The sequence below is a fragment of the Paenibacillus caseinilyticus genome (genome assembly GCF_027533645.1).
GTDB lineage: Bacteria > Bacillota > Bacilli > Paenibacillales > NBRC-103111 > Paenibacillus_G > Paenibacillus_G caseinilyticus.
Genome location: NZ_JAQAGY010000004.1, coordinates 406,957 through 433,782 on the forward strand (window position 1 = coordinate 406,957; position 26,826 = coordinate 433,782).

The window sequence follows — 26,826 nt, forward strand, 5'->3', positions numbered from 1 at the left end:
GGTCTCTCATACGGTAACCTCCCCTAGCGGTGTGGCTGGCAGCAGGGCACGCGGCCCTTTCGGCTGCGGCATGCGGACGGCCAGTCCCCTGAGCCGCACATAGACAACCCCTTCTTCATTGCAAAAATCGATATCAAACACCCGGAGCGAATGCTCCTCCTTACTCCAGCCCTTGTACCTGACGACAGCCCAGCCTTCGGATGGGCACGCTCCGTACACATCCATCTCCTCCAGGGAGTAAGGCAGGACTTCCGGGAGCCCGGCTGCAGGCAATGAACCTGAGGTCAACAGGCAGGCGGATACCTGCAGCAATGCTGCTGCAGAGGAAGGCTGCAAGGCCCAGCCCTGCAGCGAATCCGCAGGAATGGCCGGTACCTGCAGCTTCGCAAGCACCTGATCCTGGCCTGCGTACAGCTGCTGAATCTCCGGATAATCCACTCGGGCGAAGCCGGAGCCGCTCTCCACAGCCACCCGGTCGTATGAGGACCGGAGTCCGGCCAGATCGAGACGCTGGGCCGGGCTGGAAGCAGCTTCTGCTCTTCCTTGGCTGAAGATGACAGGCTCGTCTCCCTCCGCCTCGGAACCACTGTAGATTTCGTACGCCACGGCTGCACCCGGCTCGGGCAGGAGCTCGATATGCAGGGTCAACGCTTCCCTGCGCAATCCCTGCAGACTTCCCCAAGCCACCTGACGCAGGCGGGTTCCCTTCCCATCTGCGAACGGACCACCCGAGTGCTGCAGAGCCGCATGGGCCATCTCCAGCAGGGCGAGTCCCGCAGCTGCACCGAGTTCCCGGTCGCTGTAAGGGCTCAGGCGGAAGCCGCCGCGGCTGAAGACCGAACTGTATCTCAGGCCGGTGAGGTCGGAAGTATTGCGGTGAAGCAGCGGATGAAGGACGGCCGGCAGCTCACCCGGTTTCTTGTCACGGGCCGGCGCCTGGACCGTCTTGTCCGCCGGCACCCCATAGCGTTCATCGGCGAACGGATACGTTGGCAGCGAAACGACTCTATAGCGCCCGTCTGCGAACAGCTCCTCAAAGACAAGCGAATACCCTTGGACAAACAGCTCCGCTGCCGTCGAGAGAAGCTCGAGATACTCGCTGCCTGCAGCAGCCTGACTCTCCCTGATGCATTGATCGCCGTACCGCCGTAAGGAAGGCTGTTCCCGCCGGTCTGGATCCGGACGGTCCGCTACGTACACCTGCGGGATCCTGCCGCGTTCCAGCCACTGCCGGAGCAGACCGGCGAACTCGTCCAGGCCGCTTACGACGCAGGCCAGCCGGCAGGGGAACGGCTTTCTTCCGAGCAGGAGCGTGTAGCTCACGTCCCCGCAGTCGAGCTCCCGGTTCTCTTCGCCGAATCCAATCCACTGCAGGACCATCTGCCGCAGCTGCTCCGGCGTACGGGCCGAGAGGACCATCAAGTAACCGTGCTTCCGGGCATGCGTCCTTATCGCTTCGGGCGCTTCCTCCAGAACAATATGCGCGTTGGTGCCGCTGAAGCCGAAGGAGCTGACCACAGCGCGCCTTGGCTCCTGCGGTTCCGTCTCCCAAGGCCGGAGTTCCGTATTGACGTAGAATGGGCTGCCGTCGAACGGGATGTTCGGATTGCCTTTCTTGTAGTTGAGCGTAGGCGGGATCATCTTGTGCTTCATCGACAGCAGAATTTTGAAGATCCCTGCCACGCCTGCGGCATGGGCGGCATGCCCGATGTTCGTTTTGATCGAGCCGATCGCGCAGAACGCCGTCTTATCGGTGTAACGGCGGAACGCCCTCGAGATCGCCTGATATTCGATGGGATCCCCGAGCTTCGTCCCGGTTCCGTGGGCTTCCACGACCTGGATGCCGCCTGGATCAATACCGAAGGCATCGTACACGCTGCACTCCAATCTTTCTTGGGAAGCAGCGCTCGGTGCGGTAATCCCGTTGGTCGTGCCGTCCTGGTTCATCCCTGATCCCCGGATGACCCCATGGATCGGATCGCCATCCCGCTGGGCATCGGAGAGCCGTTTGAGCACCAGCACCCCGACGCCCTCGCCCGGGATGAACCCGTCCGCGCGCTCATCGAAGGTATAACTGTGGCCGGTCGGAGACAGCATGCCGGCCTTGTTGGTGCTGAGATAATACCAAGGCGTGGACTGTACGAACACGCCGCCGGCCAAGGCCATCCCCGTCTCGCCGGCCCACAGCCCTTGGCATGCGAGATGAACGGCGACCAAGGAGCTGGAGCAGGCCGTGTCCACGGCGATCGCCGGCCCCTGAAGGTCCAGATAATACGCGATACGGGCGGGAATGACCGAGCCTGCGTTGCCCCAGAACGCCTGCGGCGGAGCCTGTTCGCCAAGCAGCCGGGCATAGTCGCTGCTGCCCCCGAGGCATCCGACGTACACGCCGCACCGCCGGTCCTTCATCCGGACGCCGGCATAACCGGCGTCCTCCAGCGCCTTCCAGGCTTCTTCCATGAATAGCCGCTGCTGCGGATCCATGCAGCCCGCTTCCAGGGCGTTGATATGAAAGAAGGAAGGATCGAACCGGTCGATATCCTCCACAAAGCCACCGCGGTCGCAGCATGTGCCCCCTTCGGGATAATAGTCGGACAAATCCCACCGCGGCGACTTCCCGATCAGCTCCGCCCCTTCGGCGAGATGCTGCCATAGTTCGCGGAGCGAATCGGACTGCGCGAACCTTCCGCTCATGCCGATGATGGCAATGGGCTCCTTCGTGACATCCGGCGAGGATGGGCGGGGTGCCGCAGCAGAGTGCTCGCCGATGCGCAGTTCCTTGTCTGAGGACGACTTGGCCGCCGGTTCCTCCGTCCAACTCACCTTCTCCTGCTCGATCCGGAGTACAGCCGGGGCTTCATCCACCAATGCCGATGGATAACGCCCCGCTAACGCTTCGGCCGCAGACTCCCGGTGCTCCGACAGGATATAGGCACTCAGCCGATCAACGGAGCTGTAGTCAAATAAGCTGGTGGTATCAAGCTCGATGCTCAGCGCCTGGTTCAGCACCTGGACCAGATTCACGCCGATAATCGAGTCGAGCCCGTAATCCGAGAAAGACTCTTCGTGATCGATCTCACCGGGATCTACCTTCAAGGCCTCGGACAGCTTCTTCAGGATCGTCATCCTTACATGATCTTCGAGCAGGCTGTCCGTCATCCCGGCATCCGCATGCACCGCTTCCCGTACCGGCCTGACCTTCGGCTGTGCTGCCTCTGTCACAGCGGGGCCGGTCACCGCAGGATGGGACGAAGCGGAATGAGACACAGCAGGACCAGACGCCTTGCTTTTCTCGGCCCCTCCTTCCTTCGCGGCCTTCACTTGCGTGCGGACGACCCCGCTGCTTCCCGCCGCAATGATCTGCTGCCCCATATCGTGAGCATCCTGCGCGGGGAACAGGACCGGGCTGAAGCCTTCGGCTTCGAGCACCCTCCGCCAGGCATCCGGATATAGACCGGGGGAGCCGGGAATCCGGACTCCTTCATCCTCCGACAGCCACCAGCCCTCGAGAAGCCCGAAGGTCAGATGGGTTAAGAGACGGTTGTCGCTGAGCTCGTTGATCAGCATCATGCCGGCCGGCTTCAGCAGCCTTTTGGCATGTCTCATGGTGTGGCGGATGTTCCTCGTGGCATGCAGTACATTCGTCGCCACGGCGATGTCGAATTCGCCGGAGGGACCTTGGGAACCCGTGGAAGGCTCCTCCACGTTATACAGCTTGTACGTCAGGTAAGGATTGTCCGGTCCGTAGACCCGCTCGGCATGGAGCAGGAACGCCTTGGAGATGTCCGTATAGCAGTACTCCCCGATCTGTGCACGGTAGGGCTTCAGCTTCTCGAAGAGCAGGCTGCTGGTACCGCCGGTGCCGGCCCCGATCTCCACGATGCGAATAGAGGCATCCGGATTCTCCTCCAACTTCTGTTCTATATAAGCGAGCAGCATATCGGCCAGCACTTCATTAAAATAATCCGCAACCGGATTGTTCTTGTATATCCCCTCTACCCGCTCCATCGACGAGTTCGGAAACAGAACATCGGTGGCAAGCTTCCGCCCGGTCAGAATGTCCGGGAGGGAGCGAAGCGTGCTTTCAGCCAAACGCATCCACGGCCTCAGGCTCGCATCCCCGTTCCATAAAGATCTCTTCTGCTCCCATTCTTTCCACAAGGTATCTGGATGTTGTGGATGGGCTCCTCCTCTGATGCCGAACGAATATTCGTCAGCCACAAGGAAGCGGTGCTCAGCAAGCACCCGGACGCTCTCGGCCAGCCATCTGCCGTGTCTGTCGCGTATGCCTGCGGCTGCCTGAAGCTCACCGATCTCCTTACTCGTGCTGCGGCCAAGTCCCATCGCCCACAGCTCAGCCAGCAGCAGTCTGCACAGCAGATCCTGCAGTTCCTGCTGCGGACCCGAGCTCCTTTCCTTGATCCTCCGGAGGGCCGGCCCTTTGTCCGGCAGTCTCTTCAGGATACCCCGCATGGGGAAGGAGCCCTCGGCCGGCCGAATGTGCAGCCGGTCATTCGTGTTCATGCCTTCCACCGGCAGAGGCTTGGTCGTGTGGAGCATAGCCAGCTGGTCCAGCGGTCCCGAGAGCAGAGTCTCGAGTGCCTGCATGCCCGCCGGAGGCTCGATGAGCCCGAGTCCGATCCGGGCCAGCTGCTGCACGCTCTCCGAGGCGGCGGCTTCCTCGCTGCTCCAATATCCCCAGTTCATCACCTTCACATGGCAAGCCCACTCCCGGGAGAGCCGGTGTGCGAAGGCATCCTTGAACGTGCAGCCGGAAGCATACGGGCTCTGCCCCGCATTCTTGATGAAGGAGATCAGCGAAGAGAAGTACAATACAAAATCCAGCCTCTCCCCTGCGAACACTTGGGCCATGCGTACGCTCGTCTCCACCTTGGCGGCAAGTCCCGCCCTGAACTGGTCTTCGCTCAGTTCAGACAGAGGGATATCCGTCAGGACCATCGCGGAATGCACGATACCGTTCACGCGGGCGTGGTCCTGCTTGATCGTACGGTAAGCGTTCTCCAGCGCCAGGGGCTCCGCCGCATCCGCGGCAATATAGCGCGGTGGCGGGCCCAGCTGCCCCAGACGCTCCAGCTCCGAGCGAATGCCTGCATCGATAGGCCGCCGGCCGATCCAGATGATCTGCGCCCGGTAGGTGCGGATCATGTATTCGCTCCATGCTTTCCCGATGCCGCCGGCGCCCCCGATCACTACATATACGCCGCCTTGTTGATACAGCGTTCCCATCTTCTGCGCATCCTCCGGAGCAGTAACAGGAATGAGCTGGTGCCGGTACCATTCTCCGCGCCGGAAGACCCAAGGGTGGCCGCGCCGGTCAGCGGGCAGAGCAAGCAGACCGGCGAGCGGCCATTCGCCCGTCTCCTCCAAGTCTGCAATCCGTATACTCCACTGCGGGTACTCCTTCGTCATCGAACCGAACAACCCGTGCAGGCTGGCATGCGCCGGATGAACGGGATCGCTGCTGTTCAGGGACAGCGCCTGGAATGTCACCAGGGTCCAGCCCAGACTGCGGCTAGCATAGCCCGCGGCCAGAAGCGCTTGGATCAGCCGGAAGCACGCAAGCACGCCGTACTCCTGCTCTTCGATCAGCCGCTCATCCGTTACGGAGAGCGAAGTCCCCATCGGCGCGATCCATACGATATGATCCGCAGGCCCGAAGGCAGCGAGCTTGCGGGATAGGGCTGCAATCGAATCGCCAGGCTCCACGCTCAAGTGCTCCGCCTGGGAATAGATGGCCTGCAGCGCTTCCCGCTGGCTCCCGGTTCCGCCAACGACCAGCACCTTCTCCTGAGGTTGCGGCATTCTGCCCCCCATCGCGGCAGGCACCGGCTCCCATACCGGACTGAGCAGCAGATTGCCCACAGGAGGCGGCGGCTGAACCGCTGACGAAAGCCTGTTATTCTGCCCGCTCCGCTCGGAGGGCTCTCCCGCCAAGGTTCGCAGCGAGAAGCCTCTCATCGACACACAAATCCGTCCCTCCTCGTCGCACAAATCAATATCGAGCTTGAGGGTCTGCCCCTCGCTGCCTGAATCTACCCTATGTCCAAGGCCCGTTGTCCGGATCCAAGCCCACATCCGGGGTGCACATCTGCCCAGAATGTCGATTTCCTGCAGGGCGAACGGCATCACGGGGTTTCTTGGCCCCTTCCCCGCATTCGGCTGCAGCAGCAAGGTAGCCTGCAGGGCGGAATCCATCAGCGCCGGGTGCAGCACATAATCCTCAAGGGTCGACAATACACTCATGGGCAGCGACAGCTTCGCCAGGACCTGGTTGGATCCTGTATACACCGCTTCGACGCCCCTGTGGCCTGGGCCGTAGTTCATGCCCATCGCTTGGAACGTATCATAGAAGGGCCCGGCAGCAACCGAAGATTCCCGGCACTGGATTTGAAGTGCCTCCAGATCCAGTGTCTGCCGCATGACGCTGCCGCGTACCCGCTCGGCCCGGCCCTTGCTGAAGAGAGCCGGTTCTTCCCCGTCTGCCGGCATGCTGATCAGCTCGTAAGCGATCCCGCCTTGCTCCTCCAGCTTCAGCCGGATCTGCAGTGCAGCCGGCTCCTCCGTGACGGCGAAGGGACGTACCCACGCCACCTGCTTCAGCCGGAGGTTCGTATGGAGCTGTTCCTGCTTCTCCCCTTCGGACTCCTCCAGGGCAGCCCGCGCCATCTCCAGATAAGCCACGCCCGGCAGGATCTTCCGGCCTTGGATGACATGGTCGGCCAAGAAAAACTCTTGCCCGGTGAAGGTGCTCGTGAACCGCTGCTCCAAGAAATTCGAGCGGTTCTTGTGCAGCAGCGGATGGATCCTATCGGATTCAAGCGTACCGGAAGGCCGCATGCCGAACGATGCCGCTGCGTCTGCCGGAATCCAGTAGCGCTCTTTGGCAAATGGATAGGTAGGCAGGCTGATCCTGCGCGGCTTCCCCTCCCCGTAGAGCATCTGCCAATTCACGTCGGCCCCTTGTGCCCACTGCTCTGCGAGAGACTTCATTTCACTGAGGGTCATTCGGCCAACGGTCATCCGGTTGTCGTCCGCCGGATGTTCCGCTCCCGCTTTCGACTGCTCTTGCGCAGCGGACCTGAGCCCCTTGGCATTCCCTTGGAACCAGCCTTGGCCGCCCTCTGCGCCTTGGAGGAAATCTCTGATCCGGGAGATCAGCTCATCTGGAGAGTTCGCCAGGAAGACGACCCTGGCATCCATGGCCTCCCGCCCCACCTGGAGCGTATAGGCCAGATCCTCCAGCAAGTTGTCCCCGCTCTCATCTTCCTGCGGTGTCTCGAAGCCCGCACCCGTATGTGCCGCAGCGTAACCCTGCAGGGCCGGACGGTGATGGCCCCATAGATAGGCTGCCGCGTCCGCGACCGAACTCCAATGAACCCATACGCCGGGCTCCAGGTCCACACGGAACACCTCTTGGAGGTTCTCCACCAGCTCGCGGACGTGAACCGGTTCGATGCCATAGTCGCTCCAATCGTCTGCAATCTCCAGCGCTTCTGCTTCGACATGGATGACGGCGGCCAGCAGGGAACGGAGCTTGAGCTGCAGTTGTCTTTGTGCTTCCGCTTCCTCCCCCGCCTTCCTGCCGGCAGTTTCCTCGCGAACCGCAGGAAGCGCGGCTGCCCCTTCGAGATAAAGGAGCAGCTTCCGGGCATATGCCTGCAGCCGGTCCGCATTCCGTGCGGAGAGCGGGACGATCACCGGACGCTGCTCCGTGTATCCCTGACTTTCGGATCTCCCGTTCCTGGAATGACGCTCGGCTGTGTATTCTTCCAGGATCAGATGCGCATTGGAGCCCGTCGCCCCAAAGGAGCTGAGACCGGCCCGCCGGGGGATCTCGGCTTCCCGTCCGTTCGGCGTCATACGCGGCTGCTTCCACTCTTCGGCCGTGCGCTGAACGAAGAACGGAGAATTCTGGAAGTCGATGTACGGATTCAGCTCTTCCGAATGAAGCGAAGGAACGAGCTTCTTATGATACAGCTGCAGCGCCGCTTTCTGGAGGCCGATCACCCCGGCGGCGGACTCGGCATGCCCGATATTGGATTTGACGGACCCGATCGCGCAGAACTGCTTGTCCCCCGTACGGCTGCCGAAGGCTTTGACCAGCCCTTCGATTTCGATGGGATCCCCGAGGGAGGTCCCCGTTCCATGGGCTTCGACATAGCCGATCGTCCGCGGGTCCACGCCCGCTCTCTCCAGGCAATCCGTGATGACCTCCCCTTGCGCCACAGGGCCGGGCACCAGGATTCCGCTGGCCGTTCCCCCATGGTTGACGCTGCTGCCTTTGATCACCGCATAGATCCGGTCTCCATCGGCCTCCGCCTTGCTGAGGGGCTTGAGCAGAACGGCCGCAATGCCTTCAGCCGATACATAACCGTCCCCGCCGCTGCCGAAGGTCCGGCAGTGTCCGTCGCTCGAATGCATCCCCCACAGGCCGTAGGTCATGTATTTGGCCGGATGCAGGGATAGGTTCGCTCCTCCCGCCAGCGCCACCTCGCTTTCGCCGCGCCGGATGCTCTCCACCGCCAGATGAATGGCGGTCAGAGAGGAAGAACACAGCGTATCGACCGTCATGCTGGGCCCATGAAAGTTGCAGGCATACGAGACGCGGTTGGCAATAGGCCCGCTGTGCAAGGACAGCGGCACGGCCTGCCCCTGGGATAAGGCATCGGCCCCTACCAGGGTGTAGTCCTTGTGCATAACGCCGGCGAATACGCCCACATCCCTTCTGCCACTGCTCCCGCGGGGCTGAACCAGGGTGCGGGGCGTATAGCCGGCATCCTCGATTGCTTCCCAGCACGTCTCGAGGAACAAACGCTCCTGCGGGTCCATCGTCTCAGCTTCCCGGGGGGAGATCCGGAAGAACTTCGGATCGAAGGCATCCGGATCGTCAATGAATCCGCCCCACCTCGACATCGGTTTCCCCGAAGGGGACGCGAGGCCCTCCAACTGTTCCGGCGCCCAGCGGGAGCTTGGAATTTCGGTGATGCAGTCCTTCCCTTGAAGCAGGTTATTCCAAAAATCCCCGAGGCTGTCTGCCTTGGGATAGCGCCCGGCCATCCCGATAATGGCAATCTCTTCACCGCGGGCCGCAGGTACGGTAGATGCCGTAGGTGCGAAGACCGGCGGCTCCGTGTTCCCTTCATTCCCAGGCTGTGGAACTTCATGGGTGAGCTCACCACTCGCTTCCTTCTTCTCCCCCTGACGGAAAGCGGACGCGTGGTTCTCCAGTAAATAAGCGGCCAGCTCCTCGATCGTCGAATACTCGAAGAGCAGCGTCGGAGATAAAGCGATGCCGATGCGGTCTTCGATGACTCTGACCATCCCAAGCAGACCGGGCGAATCGAGTCCAAGCTCGTAATAGCCGGCGCGCGAATCGATATCTGCAGGCGGCATCCCTAGGCGCTCCGCCATCAGCTCGCGCAGGAAGGACCTGGCGCTAGCGGTGAGCGAAGATCCGCCTTGATCCACGTCCACACCGTACCGGTTGTCGTGCCTGTCACCAGACGTACTGGCCCTATGGACTGCCTCAGCCGGGGCAGCAGTCCCCGGCGTCTCAGCGGCTGCCTGCTGCTGAAGGAGTCCCGCTTCGCGGACAAGCTTCCCGGCAAAGCGGGTCAGCTCGGCGATTTGATGTCCCGCCGCATTGAAGAATTCCATTGTCCAGTAGATGAGTTCTTTTCTAGGCAGCACGGAGGCCTTGCGGATTCGGGTGAAGCAGCGCTCCTGCAGCAGCTCGGCGGCGCGGAAGCTCTCATAGAACAAGGGCAGGAAGAGACGGGGCTCCTCTTCGGCCGGCGGAGCGAACAGCCTGCCGGAACCTACGCCGCTGCCGTCGATGAGCACCGGATGAAACATAAACTGCTGCGCGGAAGGACTCGCCTCCTCGCCCAGGGAGACGTCCATCCATAGCGCCGAGCCGGACTCGTAGATCTGTCCCTGAGCCCGCATCCATCCGGTATGGACCAACTGCTGGCGGCTGTACTGCTCATAGGCCTCCGACAGATCGTGACTGCCGGCGGCCGAATGCCGAATCCCGCTAAGATCCAGCCGCTCCGTATAGACGGCAGGGGCTGTACGGTGCATCTGCGCCGTAACATACAGGGTCACGCCGCCGGTATCCGGCACTCCTCCGAGCATCCGCTGTCCTTCTACACGAATATCCCAGGAGTCCGCCGAGGTTTCCTTGCAGCTTATGGCAAGCTTCAAGGAAGCGCCCGGGGTGACGATCAGCGGCTGATAGATGCTCAGCTGCCTCAGCTCCAGTGTCTTGAAGTCATAGCCGTGCTTTCGGAACACTTGAAAGAGGATATCGATATAGGCCAAACCGGGCAGCAGCTGCTGCCCGTGCACCCTGTGGTTCGCGATCAATGGATTCTTGTCCGACAGGTCAAATGTTTCGCGGATCATGTTCTCCCCTCCTATCCCAGTGTTTCCCAGATCATCGCTGGGGTTGTGCCAGCCGCAGCGCCGACAGGTTCAGCATACGCTTCAGCTGTTATCCGCCCTATCGGCTTCCGCTGCAGGAACGGAACTGGAAGCGGCTGTCTGACCGGCCTGCCGGTTTCCGGTCCCATTCCCTCTTCCACGATCAAATGGACGTTGGTCCCTCCGTCAGCAAAGCAGTTGACCGCTGCCGCACGCGGCGCGCCACTGCTGTTCCACCTGTCCGCAGCTCTGCTGAAGTAGAACGGCGAAGCCGCCAGATCATAGTGCGACATCGGCTGCTCAGCGGAAATAAAGGGAACGAACTGCCCGTGCCGGAGCATGAGGACGACCTTGATGAAGCTCGCTATGCCTTCCGCACAGAGCGGATGCCCGATGTTCGGCTTCATGGAGCCAAGCCCCAGTGGAGCTCCTCCCATGGAGCGGTAGACGGCTTGAATAGCTTTGAGCTCCAGCATATCGGTGACTTCCGTACCGGAGCCGTTGGCTTCGACGTACTGAATCTGCTCCGCTCTACGGCCGCTCCTGCGCAGTGCGGTCTCCATCACTTCCCTCTGGGCTTTCACATTCGGAGAAGCCGGACCGGCTGTCCTGCCGTCGTTATTGACGGCGATCCCGCTGATCACAGCATAGATACAGTCCCCGTCCGCTATGGCCTGCTCTTCGGTCTTCAACAGGACCATACCGGCCCCTTCGCCAGGCACAATGCCATCCGCCCGTCCGTCGAAGAGGTGGAACGCCTGCGAGCTGCTCAAGATGCCCCGCTGCTCGAAGATGCCGTGAGAGCCTGGCGTCGTCAACAGACTCACCCCGCCGACGATGGCGGATTCGATGTCGCCGCTGAGCAAAGCCTGTACGGCCATCTGCATGCCGACGAGCGCCGACGAGCAGGCCGTATCCACAACGACGCTCGGCCCGCGCAGATCGAAGAACTGCGAGATATTCGCCGCCAGATAGTTGGGCCCGACCGCGACAATCGGATTGCGCGCCTGAAGCAGGAGCTCCCGCTCCGGCCGGTGCTGGCTCCGGGCGCCCAGGTAGACGCCGACCGCTTTCCCTTTGACCTCCTGCGAGGTATACCCCGCATGGCACAGGAGCTTCAGGGTCTCCTCCAGCGCCAGCAGCGCCTGCGGGTCCATGGCCTGGGCATCCGATTCCGGGATGAGGAAGTACGACGGATCAAATCCCGAGATATCTTCCAGCACCCCCGCATAATAAGGCGTCGGTCTCCCCCACCGGCTGGCAGGTACTTGGCGGATCGCCGACCGGCCTTCGGACAGCAGCTCCCAATACCCATCTAGCGAATCGGCCCCGGGGAAGCGGCAGGACAGCCCGACCACCGCAATGCGTGCAGAGGCAGCTTGTTCGTGCTTAGGCACCCCAACACGACTCTCATAGGAACGGATCGGATCAAAGACCAGCGGAGCCGCCTGTGCCTGTGCCTGTTCCTGGATGTGATCTTGATGTAGAGATTCCGCTCCTCGAGGTTCAACGGGGGAGTCCAGAAGCTCCGCCATCGCAGCCCCATGCGTGTCGACAAGCCAAGCCGAGAGCGATTCAATACTCGGATATTCGAAGAGCAGGGTTGGCTCCATCTCTTCGTTCACCTGCTCGTTAATCTTGCGCAGCATCTGGACCAGCATGATCGAGTCAACGCCGTACTCCTGGAACGTCGTCTCCGTATCAAGCCTGGCGGCGTCGATTTTGAGCTCTTCAGCCAGAAGATCCGTGAGCCAGGCCTGTGTCCTCGCCGGCAGGCTGCCTGCTGGCTGCCCGGAGCCCCTTCCTGCCGATTGCGCAGGCTGAGGCCGGTGGCCCTGCTGCCGCGTCTCCTGCGCTTCGAACTGCATCAGCTTCCCGGGCTTCCATTGATCCGCGTCAACGACGGCCGGCAGCACCACTGGGTGGAGCTCCCCTGCGAGAAGCTGATCCAGCAGCTTCAGCCCTTCCTCATTCGTCATGCTGAGCAGACCGGTCCGCTCATACACCCGGCTTCGGACTTCGCCCATGCCGGTATCTTTCCAGCTCGGCCACTGAATGCTCACGACAGGACTCCCAGATCCGAGGGAAGCGCTGAAGTAATCCATATAAGCGTTCGCCGCCGCGTAGTCGCTCTGTCCTGCACCGAGGCCGGGAAGAATGGCCGATACCGAGGAGAAGAGAAGGAACCACTGCAGGGGCTCTCCCTTCAGGCTCTGGTACAGAACGCGGAGTCCCGGGATTTTCGGGTTCCAGACCTCGCGGATCCCCTCCTCCGATTTGCGGATAAAGGCCGGATTCTGCGTATCCATAACCCCCGCACAATGAATCACGCCTCCGACCGGACCGAGCGTGCCCGTCATCTCTGAGACAGCCCGGCGCACGTCCTGTTCATTCGTCAGATCAACTGCGAGCGTGATGACCTGCGCTCCGAGGCTCTCCAGTGCCTGCATGTCCTGGATCTTCCGCATGGTTGAAGCCGGATGCCCTGCGGTCTCGTTCCACGTCTCCCGAGGGGGCAGAGCCTCCCGGCCCGTCAGCACCAGCTTCCTGACGCCGTACTTCTCCACGAAATGCCGGGCGCACAAATAACCGATCCCTCTGGTCCCCCCGGTAATCAGCAGCGTATGCCCTTCGGGAAAATGACGCGCCGGTACCCGGCCGACTCCAGCCGGCAGCTCCTTCAAATACGCTCGGTAACGCACGCCGCCTCGGAAGATCACCTCGGCATCCGGGCTGTCTGTCCGGAATTCGCCTGCGATCTGCTCCGCCAGCGTATCCAGGTCTGTAGAAGCGGATACATCCACATGACGGGATTGAAGGCGGCCGTATTCGCTCTGCAGCATGCGGTACAAGCCGGCACGCTCGGCGCCGTACAACGAGGAACCGCTGGCCCCGTCCGAAGCGAGGGCTTCGAGGTCCTTCGTAACCCCGAGCAGCATCAGGCCATCCCGCGGTCCATGTTCGATGAGCTTCTGGAGCCAGGTCAGCCAAGCCGTTCGTTCCGTACTCCACTCGCTGCAGCCCGCCAGATCGATGCAGCCCTCATAGGACGGCCAGTCTGTATCCGTGCGGGCGAGCAGCCTATCCATATCACCCACATCGATCATCTGGGTATTGGCAAAATGTCTGGATACCGTGACGGCCAGCTCCAGGGTAGCTGGAGTCATCAAGATGGCAATCGTACGGGACACGCTGCGGGATAGAGCTGCCGGAGCCGGCTCCCACTGTTTGGTGAGCATGCACGTTCTGCTGCGAAGAGGCCCCATCTCCCGCTGAGGATGCGAAGGGCGGTCTTGCTTCGCGTACGCGTGTACCGCTGACGCCGAACCCGGTGACATCGGCGTAAGATCGAAGTCCGGCGCCCAGCAGCGCTCCTTGGCGAACGGATAGACCGGCAGGCTCATCCGGCGCGGCTTCCGCCCGCCGTACAGCCCGCTCCAATCGACGCTCAGCCCCTGCACCCAGAGGCTGGCCAGCTTGGCGTACTTCCCGCGCTGCATCCACTTGGCCAGGGCCTCCTGCAGCTCTTCGTCCCGGGCAAATACCGATAAGGCTTCTTTGCTCCGTTTGACCTGACCGACATACAGATCCTCCATCCCGCCCCGGCCTTCCACAAAGCCGGTCAGCTTCTCCTCGAGCTCCTTCATCGTGGAGGCCAGGACAGCCAGCCGCTCTTCCATCGCTTCCCGCCCGAGCTGCAGCGTATAAGCGATATCGGTCAGGCGTTCATCCCCCCACTGCTGCAGGCGGATCTCCGCCAGCAGGCGCTCCGCCTGCTGATGGAGCTGCCCGGCGCTCTTGGCGGACAGCACGATGATGGCCGGATTCGGGCCGGGAGTACCCGAGGCGCAGCCGCTGTCCGGTCCATCGTATTCCTGAATAAGGATGTGGGCGTTCGATCCGCCCGCGCCGAAGGACGAGAGCCCGGCGATTCTTGGATACTCGCGGGATTGTCCGTCGATATTCAGAAGCGGCCGATTCCACGCTGCAAGCTCCTGCTGGACCACGAACGGCGTAGCCGAGAAGTCGATCCGGGGATTGAGCACCTCTGAATGCAGGGAGGGCACGATCTGCTTGTACTTCAGCTGCAGCAGCACCTTCGTAAGCCCAGCGATGCCCGCCGCACTTTCGCAGTGCCCGATGTTCGACTTGGCCGAACCGATAGCGCAGAACTGAGTGTCCTCCGTGTACCGCCGGAAGCTGTTCGTCAGGCCTGCGATCTCGATCGGGTCGCCGAGGGAAGTACCTGTGCCGTGCGCTTCCATATAGCTGATCGTCCGCGGATCGATTCCCGCCTCCCCCAGTGCCCGTCCGATGACGCTCGCCTGGGCGTTCGGATTGGGAACCGTGTAGCCGTTGGTTTTGCCGCCGTGATTGACGGCCGTCGCCTTGATGACCCCGTAGATCTGATCGCCGTCCGCGATGGCACGCGACAGCGGCTTCAGCAGTACGGCGCCCACCCCTTCGCTCGGGACATAGCCGTCGCCGCCTTCGCCGAAGCTCTCGCAGCGGCCCTTGCCGGAGATGAACCGTCCCTGCGCCAAGAGGAGGTATTTGTTCGGATGGATCGAGATATTGACCCCGCCGGCGATCGCTGCTTCGCATTCTCCCCGCTGCAGGCTCTGGCAGGCCAGATGGATCGCGGTCAGCGAAGAGGAGCACATCGTATCCACTGTGATGCTCGGTCCATGGAAGTTGCAGAAGTAAGAGACCCGGTTGGCCACGGACGCCGGCAGTCCGTACAAGGCCAGGGGCTGACCCAGCAGCTGGGCCTGCGCTCCGTACAATTGATACTCCTCGTACATCACGCCGACATACACGCCGACGTTCCCCTCCAGACCCCATCGGTCCGCCTTGGCCAGCGTATCCCGGGTGTATCCCGCATCCTCCAGCGTCTCATACATACACTGCAGGAACAGGCGCTCCTGCGGATCCATCCGCTCGGCTTCCCTCGGCGGGATCTGGAAGAACAAAGGATCGAACTTGTCCACATCCCGGAGGAAGCCCCCCCATTTGCTGTAAGTTTTGCCCGGCACATCCCGGTCTTCGTCGAAGTAAGCGCTATAATCCCAGCGGTCCGGCGGGATCTCCGTGATGCAGTCGCGTCCGTTCCTCAGCACGTCCCAGTATTCGCGGATGCCTTCCGCCCCGGGGTACCGGCCGGACACGCCGATAATGGCCACATCCTCTGCGGCATGCCTTGCGGCGGCACGGGTCTGGCGTACCTCTGGAGCGGCGGCGAAGCGGGCGCGGCTTCGGCTCCGCTTCACTGCCGGCGCCTCTTCGGTCCGAGAGGCAGCTGCGGCAGTTGCAGCGTCCGTGACCGGCCGGGCCGGGACCTGCACCGCCGGTCCCAGCAGCCCGAGCAGAGGCTCCCGGTACGCCTTCAGGAAGTACCCCGTGAGTTCCCGCAGGGTCTGATACTCAAAGAACAGCGTCTTGGATAGGGTGCCGAACGCCTTCTCCAGTGCATGCGTCAGCTGGGTGGTCATAATCGAATCGATCCCGTACTCCTCCATCGGCGCATCGGTATCAATCCGCTGCACCGGCAGCTTCAGGACCGAAGAGATCAGCGTCTTCAAATAATGGGCCGCTTTCTCCTCGAGCGCTTCCCCGGCCATCTCCGGAACCGGCACGGCAACCGGTGCGGAGGCCGGCGCGGGCTCTGCAGACAAGGTAGGCTGCGCTCCCGGCTGTCCGGTAAGCTTCGGGCGGAACAGCTCCAGCTCCCCTTCCAGCACAAGCACCTGATCAGTGCCGGCTGCCAGGGCCTGATAGAACGCCCGCATCCCGCTGCTTGTCGGCAGGGCCGCCATCCCAAGGTTCTCCCTCATCAGCCGTTCGGCGGCAGGATCGACGTGCATCCCGCCCGATGCCCACAGCGGCCAGTTCAACGACAGCGTACGTCCGCTCCGCTCACCCGAGCCGACAAGGGTGCTGCGATACGCCGCGTAGGTATCCATGTACGCGTTGGCCGTGCAGTAATCCGCCTGTCCCGGATTCCCCATGGCACCGAATACCGAGGAGAACATCACGAAGAAATCCAGCTCGAACCCTTTCGAAGCCTGATCGATATGGATCAGGCCCGCCACTTTCGGCGCCAACACTTCCCGCAGCTCCCCGGCGGTTTTCTTCAGCATGTAGTTGTCCTTGATCATGCCCGCACTATGCAGGATGCCGTGGAGCTGACCATGCGAAGCCCGGATTCCCTCGAACAGCTTCTCTACCGCACCCTCGTCCGATACGTCCACCTGCACATACTCGGCCCGTGCTCCTGCCGCCGAGAGCTCCTCCAGTGCGGTTTGGATGCCGGGATGAAGAGGCGAACGCCCGGTAAGGATCAGGCACGGGCTCTTGGCGTGCCCGGCAATCTCTTTGGCGAACAGCCGGCCGAGACCGCCAGCGCCGCCTGTGATCAAGTAAATGCCCCCGTCCTTCCAAGGCAGCGGCTCTTCCTTCGAAGGCGGGGTCTCGAGCTCTTTCCAGTCCAGCACGAACCGCTCTGCTCCGCGGTACCGAATCCGGCCCGCCCTAGAGGAGCTGCTCTCCTTCAGCTTCGCTGCCAAGCTCTCCGGAGACTCCGCAGCTTCGACCTCAATCACTTGCCCGGCGATCCTCGGGTTCTCCAATTGGGCCGTCTGCAGCAGACCGGCGAGGCCGGCGTACCTCTCTTCTTTCTCTCCGGCTGCCACGACCTGGATCAACAGCGTGCTGTCGGATCCGCCCCTCAGGCGGCTCTGGATTGCTTCCAACAAGGCGGCTGCGCAAGCCTCATAGCGTTCCGCTACCCCTCCAGGCAGGCTGGAAGTCAGGTCCAGCACCCGGACTTCCTCTACCCGTGCTTTCTCTAATAAAGGCGCAAGCCGCTCTCCAAGCAGCGGATCCGTGCCGCAGAGAACGATCAGCCGCTCGCCGGAGGTTACACCCCCTTGGATCTCCACCGCTTCCTGGGTTTTCCAGTAGGGAGCGAGGAGGAACAGCCCCGCTCTCTTCGGCGAACTCTCGAAGGCTTCACGCTCCTCCGCTTCCCGCCAGACTAAACCCCTCATACGCACACGGACGGTGCCTTCCTCATCGAAGAGGTCGATATCAACGGTCCTCCCCCGCTCACTTGAGCCGTGATTGCCGCTGTATTGGACATGCGCCCACATCGACGGGGTGCATGAACCAAGCACTTCCAATTCCTCCAGTGCAAAGGGCAGAAACAGCTTCATCCCCTTCCATCCCCCGGAACCCTGACGGGGTGAACCGGCAAGCAGGATCAGGGCAGCCTGCAGCGCCGCATCCATCAGACTCGGATGCAGAACATACTGATCCGCCGTATCCTTGACCAGGGGAGGAAGGAGCAGCCGGGCCAAGAGCGACTCGTCTGCCGTATAGACCTCGTCCACCCCTTGATGCGCCGGGCCGTAGGCAAGCCCCAGTTGTCGGAACCCCTCATAATATTGTTCCGTGGTGACAGGTGACCGGGTAAGCCCGGCTTGGATCTCCTCCAGATAACGCCTCGGGGCTTCTACCGGGTGCTCATCGGACGAACGCACCAGCACGGCGCCCCGGCTGTGCAGATCAGGCTCGTCTTCCTTCCCTGTGTAGACTTCGAAGGTAATCTCGCCGTTGTCTTCCGGATAGAGCCCGATATGTACTTCTTCCTGGCTATCGCCGACTACAATAGGCCTCGCCCATACGATATGGGAGAGACTGAGCCGGGCGGTGTCCATATCCGTGCCCAGCGACTGCGCTGCGGCTGCCCTCGCCATCTCCATGTAAGCGACGCCGGGCAGAACCCGCCGCTCCTTCACGATGTGGTCCTTCAGGAAGAATTCCCGGCCGCTGAACACCGAAGTAAAGCGCTGCTCCGTGAAATCGGATGTATTGCGGTGAAGCAGCGGGTGAAGCTGGTACGCTGCTCTGGTAACCATCCCTGCCGGTACCTCCGCAGCCTCTTCCTCCTCGGGAATCCAGTAGCGCTCCCTGGCAAAAGGATACGTGGGCAGGTGTAAGGGAGGCAGCCCCTTCTCCGGAACAAGAACCCTCCAGTCCGCCTCTACCCCTTGGACATACAGCTCTGCCAGAGACAGCAGATGACCGCGGTATTCTTCGGCCGGCAGCTTCGTTCCGGCCTGCAGCTCTTGGGTCAGAAGCCTGGCGAGCCGTTCCAGGAGCGGCCGCTCTTTGCCGCCGCCTCTCGGCAATGTCATTGGCCTGGCATAGCCCTCGGCCTCGCCTGTCCGCAGCACTTCTTCCAACCGGTCCCGCAGCTCGGCCGGATCCTGGACCACATAGGCCGCTCTGACCCCAAAGTGCTCTCTACGGTGAAGCAGGGTAGCGCTTACAGCAGCGAGCGGCTGCTCTTCCCCATGCATATCAAGCCACCGGGCCAGGTCTTCCTGCTTCTGAAGCAGGGCTTCTTCGGTCTTCGCCGACAAGCAGATGAGCTGATAGGCTGGGTACTTCGCGCTCGCTTTGCTGCCTTCAGCAGCACCGGACGGCGCCTCCTCCAGCACCACATGCGCATTCGTGCCGCCGAAGCCGAACGAGCTGATCCCGGCGCGCCTCGGATAAGGCAGTCCCTCTCGGTTGAGCGGAGGGTTCCATTCCCGGAGGGAGTCGACCATATAGAAGGGGCTCTCCTCTATCGCAATCCGGTGGTTCAGCTTGCGGAAGCCCGCTAACCCGGGAAGCTGTTTATGCTTCATGCTCATGAGCACCTTGACGACCCCGGCGATGCCGGCTGCCGATTCCAGATGCCCGATGTTCGTCTTCACCGAACCGAGCCCGCAGTAGTTCTTTGACAGCGCTTGTCCGGCGGCGGATCCAAGTTCTTCGAACGCTTTCTGCAGCCCCTGGAACTCAAGCGGGTCCCCTTTGGGCGTGCCGGTCCCATGGGCCTCGATATAACTGACGCTCTCCACCGGAATTCCTGCCCTCCGGTGCGCTTCCACGATGACATCCGCCTGTGCCTGCGGGTTCGGGTAAGTAAGCGTATGGGTCCTGCCGTTGTGGTTCACGGCACTCCCCTTGAGTACGCCGTAGATAGAATCACCATCCTCCAGTGCCTGTTGGAGCGGCTTGAGCAGGACGGTGCCCGCCCCTTCGCTGCGCACATAGCCATCGGCACTGTCATCGAAGGTTTTGCAGGAGCCTGTCGGAGACAGCATGCCGGCCTTGGAGAACGAGATGTGCCTCGTCGGCGTCAGGATCAGATTGACTCCGCCGGCAAGCGCCATGCTGCATTCCCCGAGGAGGATGGACTGGGCCGCCGAATGGATCGCATTGAAGGAGCTGGAGCACGCCGTATCGATCGGGAAGCTCGGCCCTTTGAAGTTGAAATAATGGGAGATCCGGTTCGCGATCACGGCCGAAGCCGTTCCGATCGAATGGTAGGTCTCTATCGTTCTCTCTTTACTCTCCTGCAGTCCTTTATAGTCGAAGTTAAACACGCCCATGTATACGCCGATGTTCTGCCCCGACACCCGGGACGGAACCACACCCGCATCCTCGAGACAAGCCCATGCGAGCTGCAGCATGATTCTCTGCTGGGGGTCCGTCGCCTCCACCTCCCGGGCTGAGAGGCCGAAGAAGCCCGGATCGAACAGATCCGCATCCTGAATGAAGCCGCCCCACTTGCTGCTGCTTTTATTCCTTTCCTTCTGCGGATCGCCCCAATAGGTTTCCCAGTCCCAGCGCGACTTCGGGATCTCCTCGATACTGGAGCGTCCCGCCTTCAGGTTCTCCCAGAATTCCTCCGCGTTCTGCGCTCCCGGAAACCGGCACGCCAACCCGATGATCGCGATATCGTTCTCCGTTCTTCCGACCATGTCATTTCTCCACCTTTCCTGCTCCACGCAGCCTCAGACTGATTTCACAACAAGGTACTTTCTCTTAACCTGTCCATCCCTCCCGCCTACCCGCCGTTAGCCGCCTGCATGTAGCTCTGGATTCTGCGGTTCAGCAGCTCTGCCGTTTCGTTCATCAGCCGGAGGGCGATGACATCCACATGCCGGTTCCGCCAGGATTCGAGCTCCGTTCCCTTGACCCACTGGTTGAACGCCCCCAGGGCAGGCCCGCACTGGATCTGATAATCGACCTTATTCTCCGGGTTGCCGCTCAAGGCGAGCCGGGTGCTGTAGCCAAAATACCACTTGAAGATCAGCGCCATTTTCATTTTCGGATTGCGCTCCGCCTTCTGTATGACCGCAGGCGGTTGGTACGCCCGAACTTCGTCATATACCTGCTGGAAGGTGCGCTTGAAATATTTGTCCTGAAGCTGGGTCTTCGTCCTCTCGTCGATGTCTTCAATCGCGTTGTACTGGCGGTACAGGTCATACAGCTTGTTGGCCCGGGCCGGGAAGAACAGCCCCTTCTTCAGCACCTGAACCCGGGCCCCCATCTCGAACATGTCGCCCGCGGGCGCATATTCCGTGTCCTGCACGTTCATCTGCTCGAGCAGATTCTTAACCTCCGGGCTTGTATTCGCTTCCACAGTACATTGGTTGATGGAGCCGGTGACAATGAAATCGGCGCCCAGGCTGAACGCCGCCAAAGCGGCATCCGGGGTGCCGATCCCTCCAGCAGCCCCGACCCTGACCTTCTTGGCGTAGCCGTGCTTCTGCATCATCTCGTCGCGCAGCTTTAAGATGGCCGGCATCAAGGCATAGGCCACCGCTCCATCGGTATGGCCGCCCGAATCCGCTTCCGCGCACAGGTCGTCCGCTACGGCAATCTCCCCGAGAAGCGCTGCTTCTTCGCGCGTAATTTTGCCTTCCCCCAGCAGCTTCGCCGTGATCCTCTCGGGCGCGGGGGACAGGAAGGCTTCGGCTACCTCGGGCCGAGACAGCTTGGCGATGATCTTGTTCGATGACGTTACGCTCCCGTTCACATCCCGCCGCAGCCCCTTCGCCCGGTATTTCACCAGCGCGGGCGTGATCGTCATGAAAGCCGCTGCCTCGACGACCTTCACACCATGACGCATATACAGGTCCACCATACTTTCTTCGATATGCGGCTCTGCCGGTTCATGCACGAGATTCATCCCATACGCTTGTCCGGTCGAGAGTTCCCCCTGGATATAACGGATGGCCTCTTCGATCTGCGGCATCTTCAGACCGCCTGCCCCAAAAAAGCCCATCATCCCGGCCTTCCCCATGCGCACGACCATCTCCTTCGAGGCGATCCCCTTGTACATCGCGCCGGTAATGTAAGCATAGGTTAGGCCGTAGTCCTTCCTGAATTCCGGGCTTCCCAAGTGCGATGGCCGAATGGCTGCCAGTACCGGTGCCCGGGTGCCGGTTGAGAGGAGATCTTCTTGTGCGACCGCCACTGCGTCCGGTGCTGATGATGTCGCTTCTGCTGGTGAAACTGGGGCAGCCGGCGCCGTCATGAGGCCTACGGATGCATGGAGCGGGTGGTTCTCCACAGACGCCGCTTCCCTACTCGCAGGGTTCTCTTCGATAACCAAGGGGCCAGCTTCGGTACGTATGCGCTGGATCAGATCGGTCAAGATTTTGCCGCCGCCGATCTCCTCGAAATTCATATCCCCGCGCCCTAACAGATAGCGGATGCTCTCGCTCCATTTCACCGAACCCGTAATCTGGTCTCTCAAGTTCTGCTTGATCTCCTCATACCGGTAAGGTCTCGCCGTCGTATTGGAGATGACTGGAATCACCGGCTCTTCGAACTGGAAACGGCTGAGGAAGGTCTCGAATTCCCTCGCCGCATCGGTCATGTAACGGGAATGAAAGGCACCGCTGGTTCTCAGCGGGACCACGGCTTTGACGCCTTCCATCCCGTCCAGCATGTGCCTGGCGCGGTCGATGTCCGCCTTGGGTCCCGAGATCACAATCTGCGTGGGGCTGTTCAGGTTCGCAATGTCCACCCCATCCAGGCTTCCACGAGAGAGAACTTCCGCCAGCTGGTGTTCGTTCAGTCCCACCACCGCAGCCATGGCGCCGCCCTCGGCCCGGCTCATCAACTCCCCCCTCTTTTGCACAAGGAGCAGCCCCGTCCGAAAATCAAAAACGCCTGCCGCAAGCAAAGCATTGTACTCCCCTAAGCTGTGCCCCGCCGTATAATCCGGCGTCCGGCCGGACTCCACGACCTGATTAAAATAGGTAAGCGCATTCGCAATATACAAGGCGGGCTGCGTATACTGTGTTTGATTCAACCGGGAATGCGGATCCTCCAGACATAATTCTTGGATGGAATACCCCAGGATCGCATCCGCCTGCGCGGTCAATTCGGCAAACTCTTCGAACAACGCCCCGCCCATCCCTTTTCGTTGGGCTCCCTGCCCCGGAAAAACATAAGTGATCATACGCGCCATACCTTCCCTTCCGTTCAACGTTTCTCTTCCTTCTTCATGCGGAAATAACAAAAAAATGCCTGCGGCACTCCACCCGATGGAGGAGCCGCAAGCATTCACACTTAGTCGCGTGTATGGGTATGATCCCTTACGCCTAACTTAACGCGCCTAAACGTCGATTAAGCAGTCATAAGTTATGTCGTCAGAACAACCACCTTCCATATAGTACTATAGTTAATAAATTTTGTATAGAGGCAAATTTAATAAAAACTTGATGATTACAGGCTTTATCAGCCCGGCGGCGAGTCGGAACGGAAAAGAAGAAAAGCGGCTTCGCATAGTTCATTTTTTGTAACTATTGCACTATATTGTAACTACTTTTCAAATCTACTCCGCTTAGCTACGATGGTGAAAGGCAAGGGAATGCGGTGAAGCCGGGGTTAACATACACCCTACGGCATACCCGTAACCCGCATGAAAGCTGCTATTTTAAGGAGGAACATTTACTATGAAAACTATTCTATGGGCAACCTTGACCGCTAATGGCAACTACGCGCAGTCCAGTCCTGAGCATCCGCCCAAACCGGAAGCGCTGACTGATTTTGTTCTTCAAGCCAAAGCGGCGGGCAATTTCATCGTCGGCCGCCGGACATTCGAAGGCATGCAGGCCAGCGGCGGCGGGGAGCTTGGGAATTTGGACATCGTCGTCGTGTCGAGAGGCGCCAAAGAGATTCCGGGCGTCACCGTGGCTTGCTCCCCGCAGGAAGCCCTGGCCTATCTGCAGCACAAAGGCCATCTAACAGCGCTGATCTCGGGCGGAGCGGATCTGCATAACGTTTTTCTCGGCCACAGGCTTGTCGACGAAATAATCTTCAATATAGCCCCGGTGCTCGAGGGTAAGGGGCTCAACCTCCTGCTGGATAAAGGCCATTACCAGTATAAGGATATGGAGTTGCTCGATTTCAAGTCCCTTGGCGGCGGCGTCATTCAGCTGCACTACGCCGTAGGTCAAGAATAAGACCGGTTCCCATCATACTCTGGCCAGCTTCTATCATACTCCTGCCAACCTCCATCGTACCCCGGCCAGCTTCCTTGGACAGCTCGTCGTACATGGCCAGCTTCTCCTTCGTGAGCTCAATAATCCCTTCGAGCTCCTGGCGTCTTTCTTCCAGCAAGGCCAGATGCTTCACAAGGATGCGGGTTCGCTTGTTCAACGAGGGGGTTAACTTCTCGGGGTCTTCCCCCTGCTGTATTTTCTCCAATACACACCCGTCGCAGAAAAACTCCGTAATCTCCTCAAGCGACATACCCAGCCTCTTCAGGCCGCTTAGACACCGAATAAGCGTAACTTCGCTTTCGGTGTACGTGCGCGCACCGCCGTCCCTGCGCCCCGGGGCTTTCAGCACGCCGATCTTCTCATAATAACGCAGCGTATAAGGGGTGAGTCCCGTCCGCTCCGCCACTTGACTTATGGTAAGCATCCCATCTCTCCTGTCTCCGTGCCGGTTTTGAAACCATCATACTACTTAGAGTTAGCTCGAAGTCAACCCTGTTCCCCTCTTTTTTCCAGAACCTCCGCTCTCCACTTGACTTCGAGCCGGCTCTAACTTGTAAGCTGGGTTTACTCTACCTAAACCAGGAGGTTGGCTCATGCGAATGAATATTTATGTCATGCTGTTGTCTGTCTCGATATTTATCGGCGCGTCGTTCAATCTGGCATCGTACGCTGTTCATTTCTTCTCGGCTCCCGCAGCTGCGGCTTGGAGGTTCGGTCTGGCTGCTTGCTTGATTCTTCTCTTGTTATTCGTCAAAGAACGGTTGAACATGCCGGCCTGGAGGTCGAACTGGCCTATGTTTGTACTGCTTGGGATTCTTGGCGTATTCGGCTTCAACATGCTGTTCTTTGAAGGGATGAAAACCACCTCCCCGCTCAATGGTGCGCTGATTATGGCCACGAACCCGCTCGTGTCTGCCCTGTTGGCATGCTTCCTCATCAAGGATACACTAAGCGCGCGTCAGGTCATCGGGATCTTCTTCTCCCTGCTTGGTGTACTGCTCGTGATAACCCAGGGATCTTGGCAGGTGATCAGCACGCTGAGCTTCTCGGGCGGGGATCTGTGCATACTGGGCGGCAATCTCTGCTGGGCGCTCTATGGTGTGCTGAACCGGCGATATATCCGCGGTTCCTCCTCCTTGGCTACGACAGCCTACACGATGACCGTCGGCGCCCTCTGCCTGATCGCAGTTTCTTGGAGCGCCCCGAGTCCGGTCCCCGTCTTCGACATTCCCGCCGCCGCTTGGGGGGCTATCGCCTTCATGGCCGTATTCACCAGCGTGCTGGGGTACCTCTGGTGGAACGACGGCATCGCCCGGATCGGGGTGAGTCGGACGTCGATCTTCTTCAATCTCGTGCCGCTGGTGACGATGCTCCTCTCGTATGCAGCAGGTACCCACATAACCGGTGTGCAGCTGGTCGGCACCGCGATGGTCATCATGGGCGTGGTGGTCGCCTCGGCCTGGTCCCGGACCGCAGTACGCACCGGGACGCCTCCTCTCACCGCCAAAGGCAGCCCTAGATGAACTGGCGGCGGGCCAGCTTCCCCTTACGGAGTCGCTCGCCTCGGAGCTGTCCCCATGGGATACAGGCGACCGTGGTTGAACCAGGCTTCTTCCGGACGGAATTCCTGGATCCGACCTCCCTAAGCCGCAGCGGCGCCATTATCGATGATGATGCGGGCAGCCTTGGACCTAACCGTCCATGGAGCCCGCGTTTTTTGTAGGTCTATTCCCCCGAAAATTTCCTCTTCCATTATTTTATGGTAAAATTACCCACAATACGTTACTGGAAGGGAAGTGCTTTTTTGTCTGAGAACCGTACCCGGTCCCTGCTCCTTGCCCTCGGGGTGTTTGCGGCTGCAAAATTCAAATGGATCCTCGCGCTGCTTAAATGGAGCAAGTTCGGCGGTACGCTGCTGTCCATGGCCATCAGCATGGGAGGCTATGCGGTGGTTTACGGATGGAGATTCGGGGCTGTGCTGATATACCTGATTTTCATTCATGAGATGGGTCATGTGATCGCTGCGAAGAAGAAAGGAATACGCACGTCCCCTGCGATCTTCATTCCCTTCGTCGGCGCTTTCATCGGTATGAAGGAACAGCCGCGCGATGCGCAGACCGAAGCTTATCTTGCTTATGGAGGCCCGCTGGCCGGTCTGCTCTCCTTCCTGCCCGCCGTACCGCTGTACCTGCTGACCGGTGAGCCTCTCTGGGGTCTGACCATCTTTATGGGAGCCGCCTTGAATCTGTTCAATCTGCTTCCCGTGTCGCCGCTCGACGGCGGCCGGATCGTATCTGTGCTCTCTACGCGGATATGGTTCCTCGGACTGCTTCTCTTGGGAGCGTTAGTGATCCTTGCCCCTAGCCCCATGCCGATCCTGCTGCTGCTGATCGGGTTTCTTACCTGGTGGGCACGCCTTCGGGAAGGGTACCGGCGGTCGGTGCTTTTGTACGAGAAGAGCAAGCTGGAAGACTACCAGACCGTTCTCCGCCAGGTCACCGACTCTCTTGATTCCCCATTCAGCAGTCCGAGCACGCAATGGAATACGGCAGCGGCACTGGAGCCGACGTCTTCCCCTCCGGAACGCAAGTGGTTCATCCCCTTCGTGCACGATAAAGAAAAGCTGCAGCGCGACCGGCAGCGGCTGGATCTCCAATATGCAGAGAAGGCACGGGTTTGGGCAGAAGAAATGAAAACCGCTGAGGACGCTCTGGAGCGGTCCATAGAAGAAGCGGAGCAGCAGATGAATCAGCTGGAGAAGAAACTGCTGCAGCTGCATAGTTATTACGATTCCCCGGCCTCGGTGAAGTGGAAGGTGCTCTGCGCCTATCTTGGACTTACGCTGGTCTTGATTCTCTTTTCGATCTATGGCTTTTCTCTTATGGAGCTCCATAACATTCAGCTAAGTAAGAGGGCGTAACCAAGGGAGCCATTGGACATGTAGGAGCAGATACGCCACGGTAGCCTGCTTCCTCACAGACTTCTCTTGATTGATCTCGGCCATTCGTTGGGTATTCATCCA

General features: G+C 60.5%; 7 protein-coding genes. 3 read left to right on the forward strand and 4 right to left on the reverse strand.

Translation table 11 applies throughout. The annotated features are described in order from the left end of the window. Nucleotides 1-6: 6 nt before the first annotated feature. The 3 genes from O9H32_RS09045 to fabD form a co-directional block, all read right to left on the reverse strand. The gene (locus O9H32_RS09045) at nucleotides 7-10,428 is read right to left on the reverse strand and encodes an SDR family NAD(P)-dependent oxidoreductase (protein WP_269865666.1); all 10,422 of its coding nucleotides are present in this window, start codon (nucleotides 10,426-10,428) and stop codon (nucleotides 7-9) included. An 11-nt stretch (nucleotides 10,429-10,439) separates the two neighbouring features. After that, a complete protein-coding gene (locus tag O9H32_RS09050) occupies nucleotides 10,440-20,264 on the reverse strand; it encodes an SDR family NAD(P)-dependent oxidoreductase (RefSeq protein ID WP_269865667.1) in 9,825 nt (3,274 codons plus the stop codon). An 86-nt stretch (nucleotides 20,265-20,350) separates the two neighbouring features. Continuing rightward, nucleotides 20,351-22,759, reverse strand: a complete 2,409-nt coding sequence (fabD, locus tag O9H32_RS09055) for an ACP S-malonyltransferase (protein ID WP_406627286.1) — start codon at nucleotides 22,757-22,759, stop codon at nucleotides 20,351-20,353. A 496-nt stretch (nucleotides 22,760-23,255) separates the two neighbouring features. Between fabD and O9H32_RS09060 the strand changes: the two genes are divergently transcribed. Beyond that, on the forward strand, nucleotides 23,256-23,765 hold the full coding sequence (locus O9H32_RS09060; protein ID WP_269865669.1) for a dihydrofolate reductase family protein: 510 nt from the start codon (nucleotides 23,256-23,258) through the stop codon (nucleotides 23,763-23,765). Here the strand turns inward: O9H32_RS09060 and O9H32_RS09065 are convergent. Next, on the reverse strand, nucleotides 23,731-24,228 hold the full coding sequence (locus O9H32_RS09065; RefSeq protein WP_269865670.1) for a MerR family transcriptional regulator: 498 nt from the start codon (nucleotides 24,226-24,228) through the stop codon (nucleotides 23,731-23,733). The two genes, O9H32_RS09060 and O9H32_RS09065, sit on opposite strands and share 35 nt — an antisense overlap. Before the next feature lie 169 nt (nucleotides 24,229-24,397). Here O9H32_RS09065 and O9H32_RS09070 point away from each other — a divergent pair, with 169 nt between their 5' ends. Both O9H32_RS09070 and O9H32_RS09075 read left to right on the forward strand, forming a co-directional pair. Then, entirely contained in the window at nucleotides 24,398-25,327 is a 930-nt protein-coding gene (locus O9H32_RS09070; protein ID WP_269865671.1) for a DMT family transporter, read from the forward strand. A 281-nt stretch (nucleotides 25,328-25,608) separates the two neighbouring features. Then, on the forward strand, nucleotides 25,609-26,724 hold the full coding sequence (locus tag O9H32_RS09075) for a site-2 protease family protein (RefSeq protein WP_269865672.1): 1,116 nt from the start codon (nucleotides 25,609-25,611) through the stop codon (nucleotides 26,722-26,724). Nucleotides 26,725-26,826 lie beyond the last annotated feature (102 nt).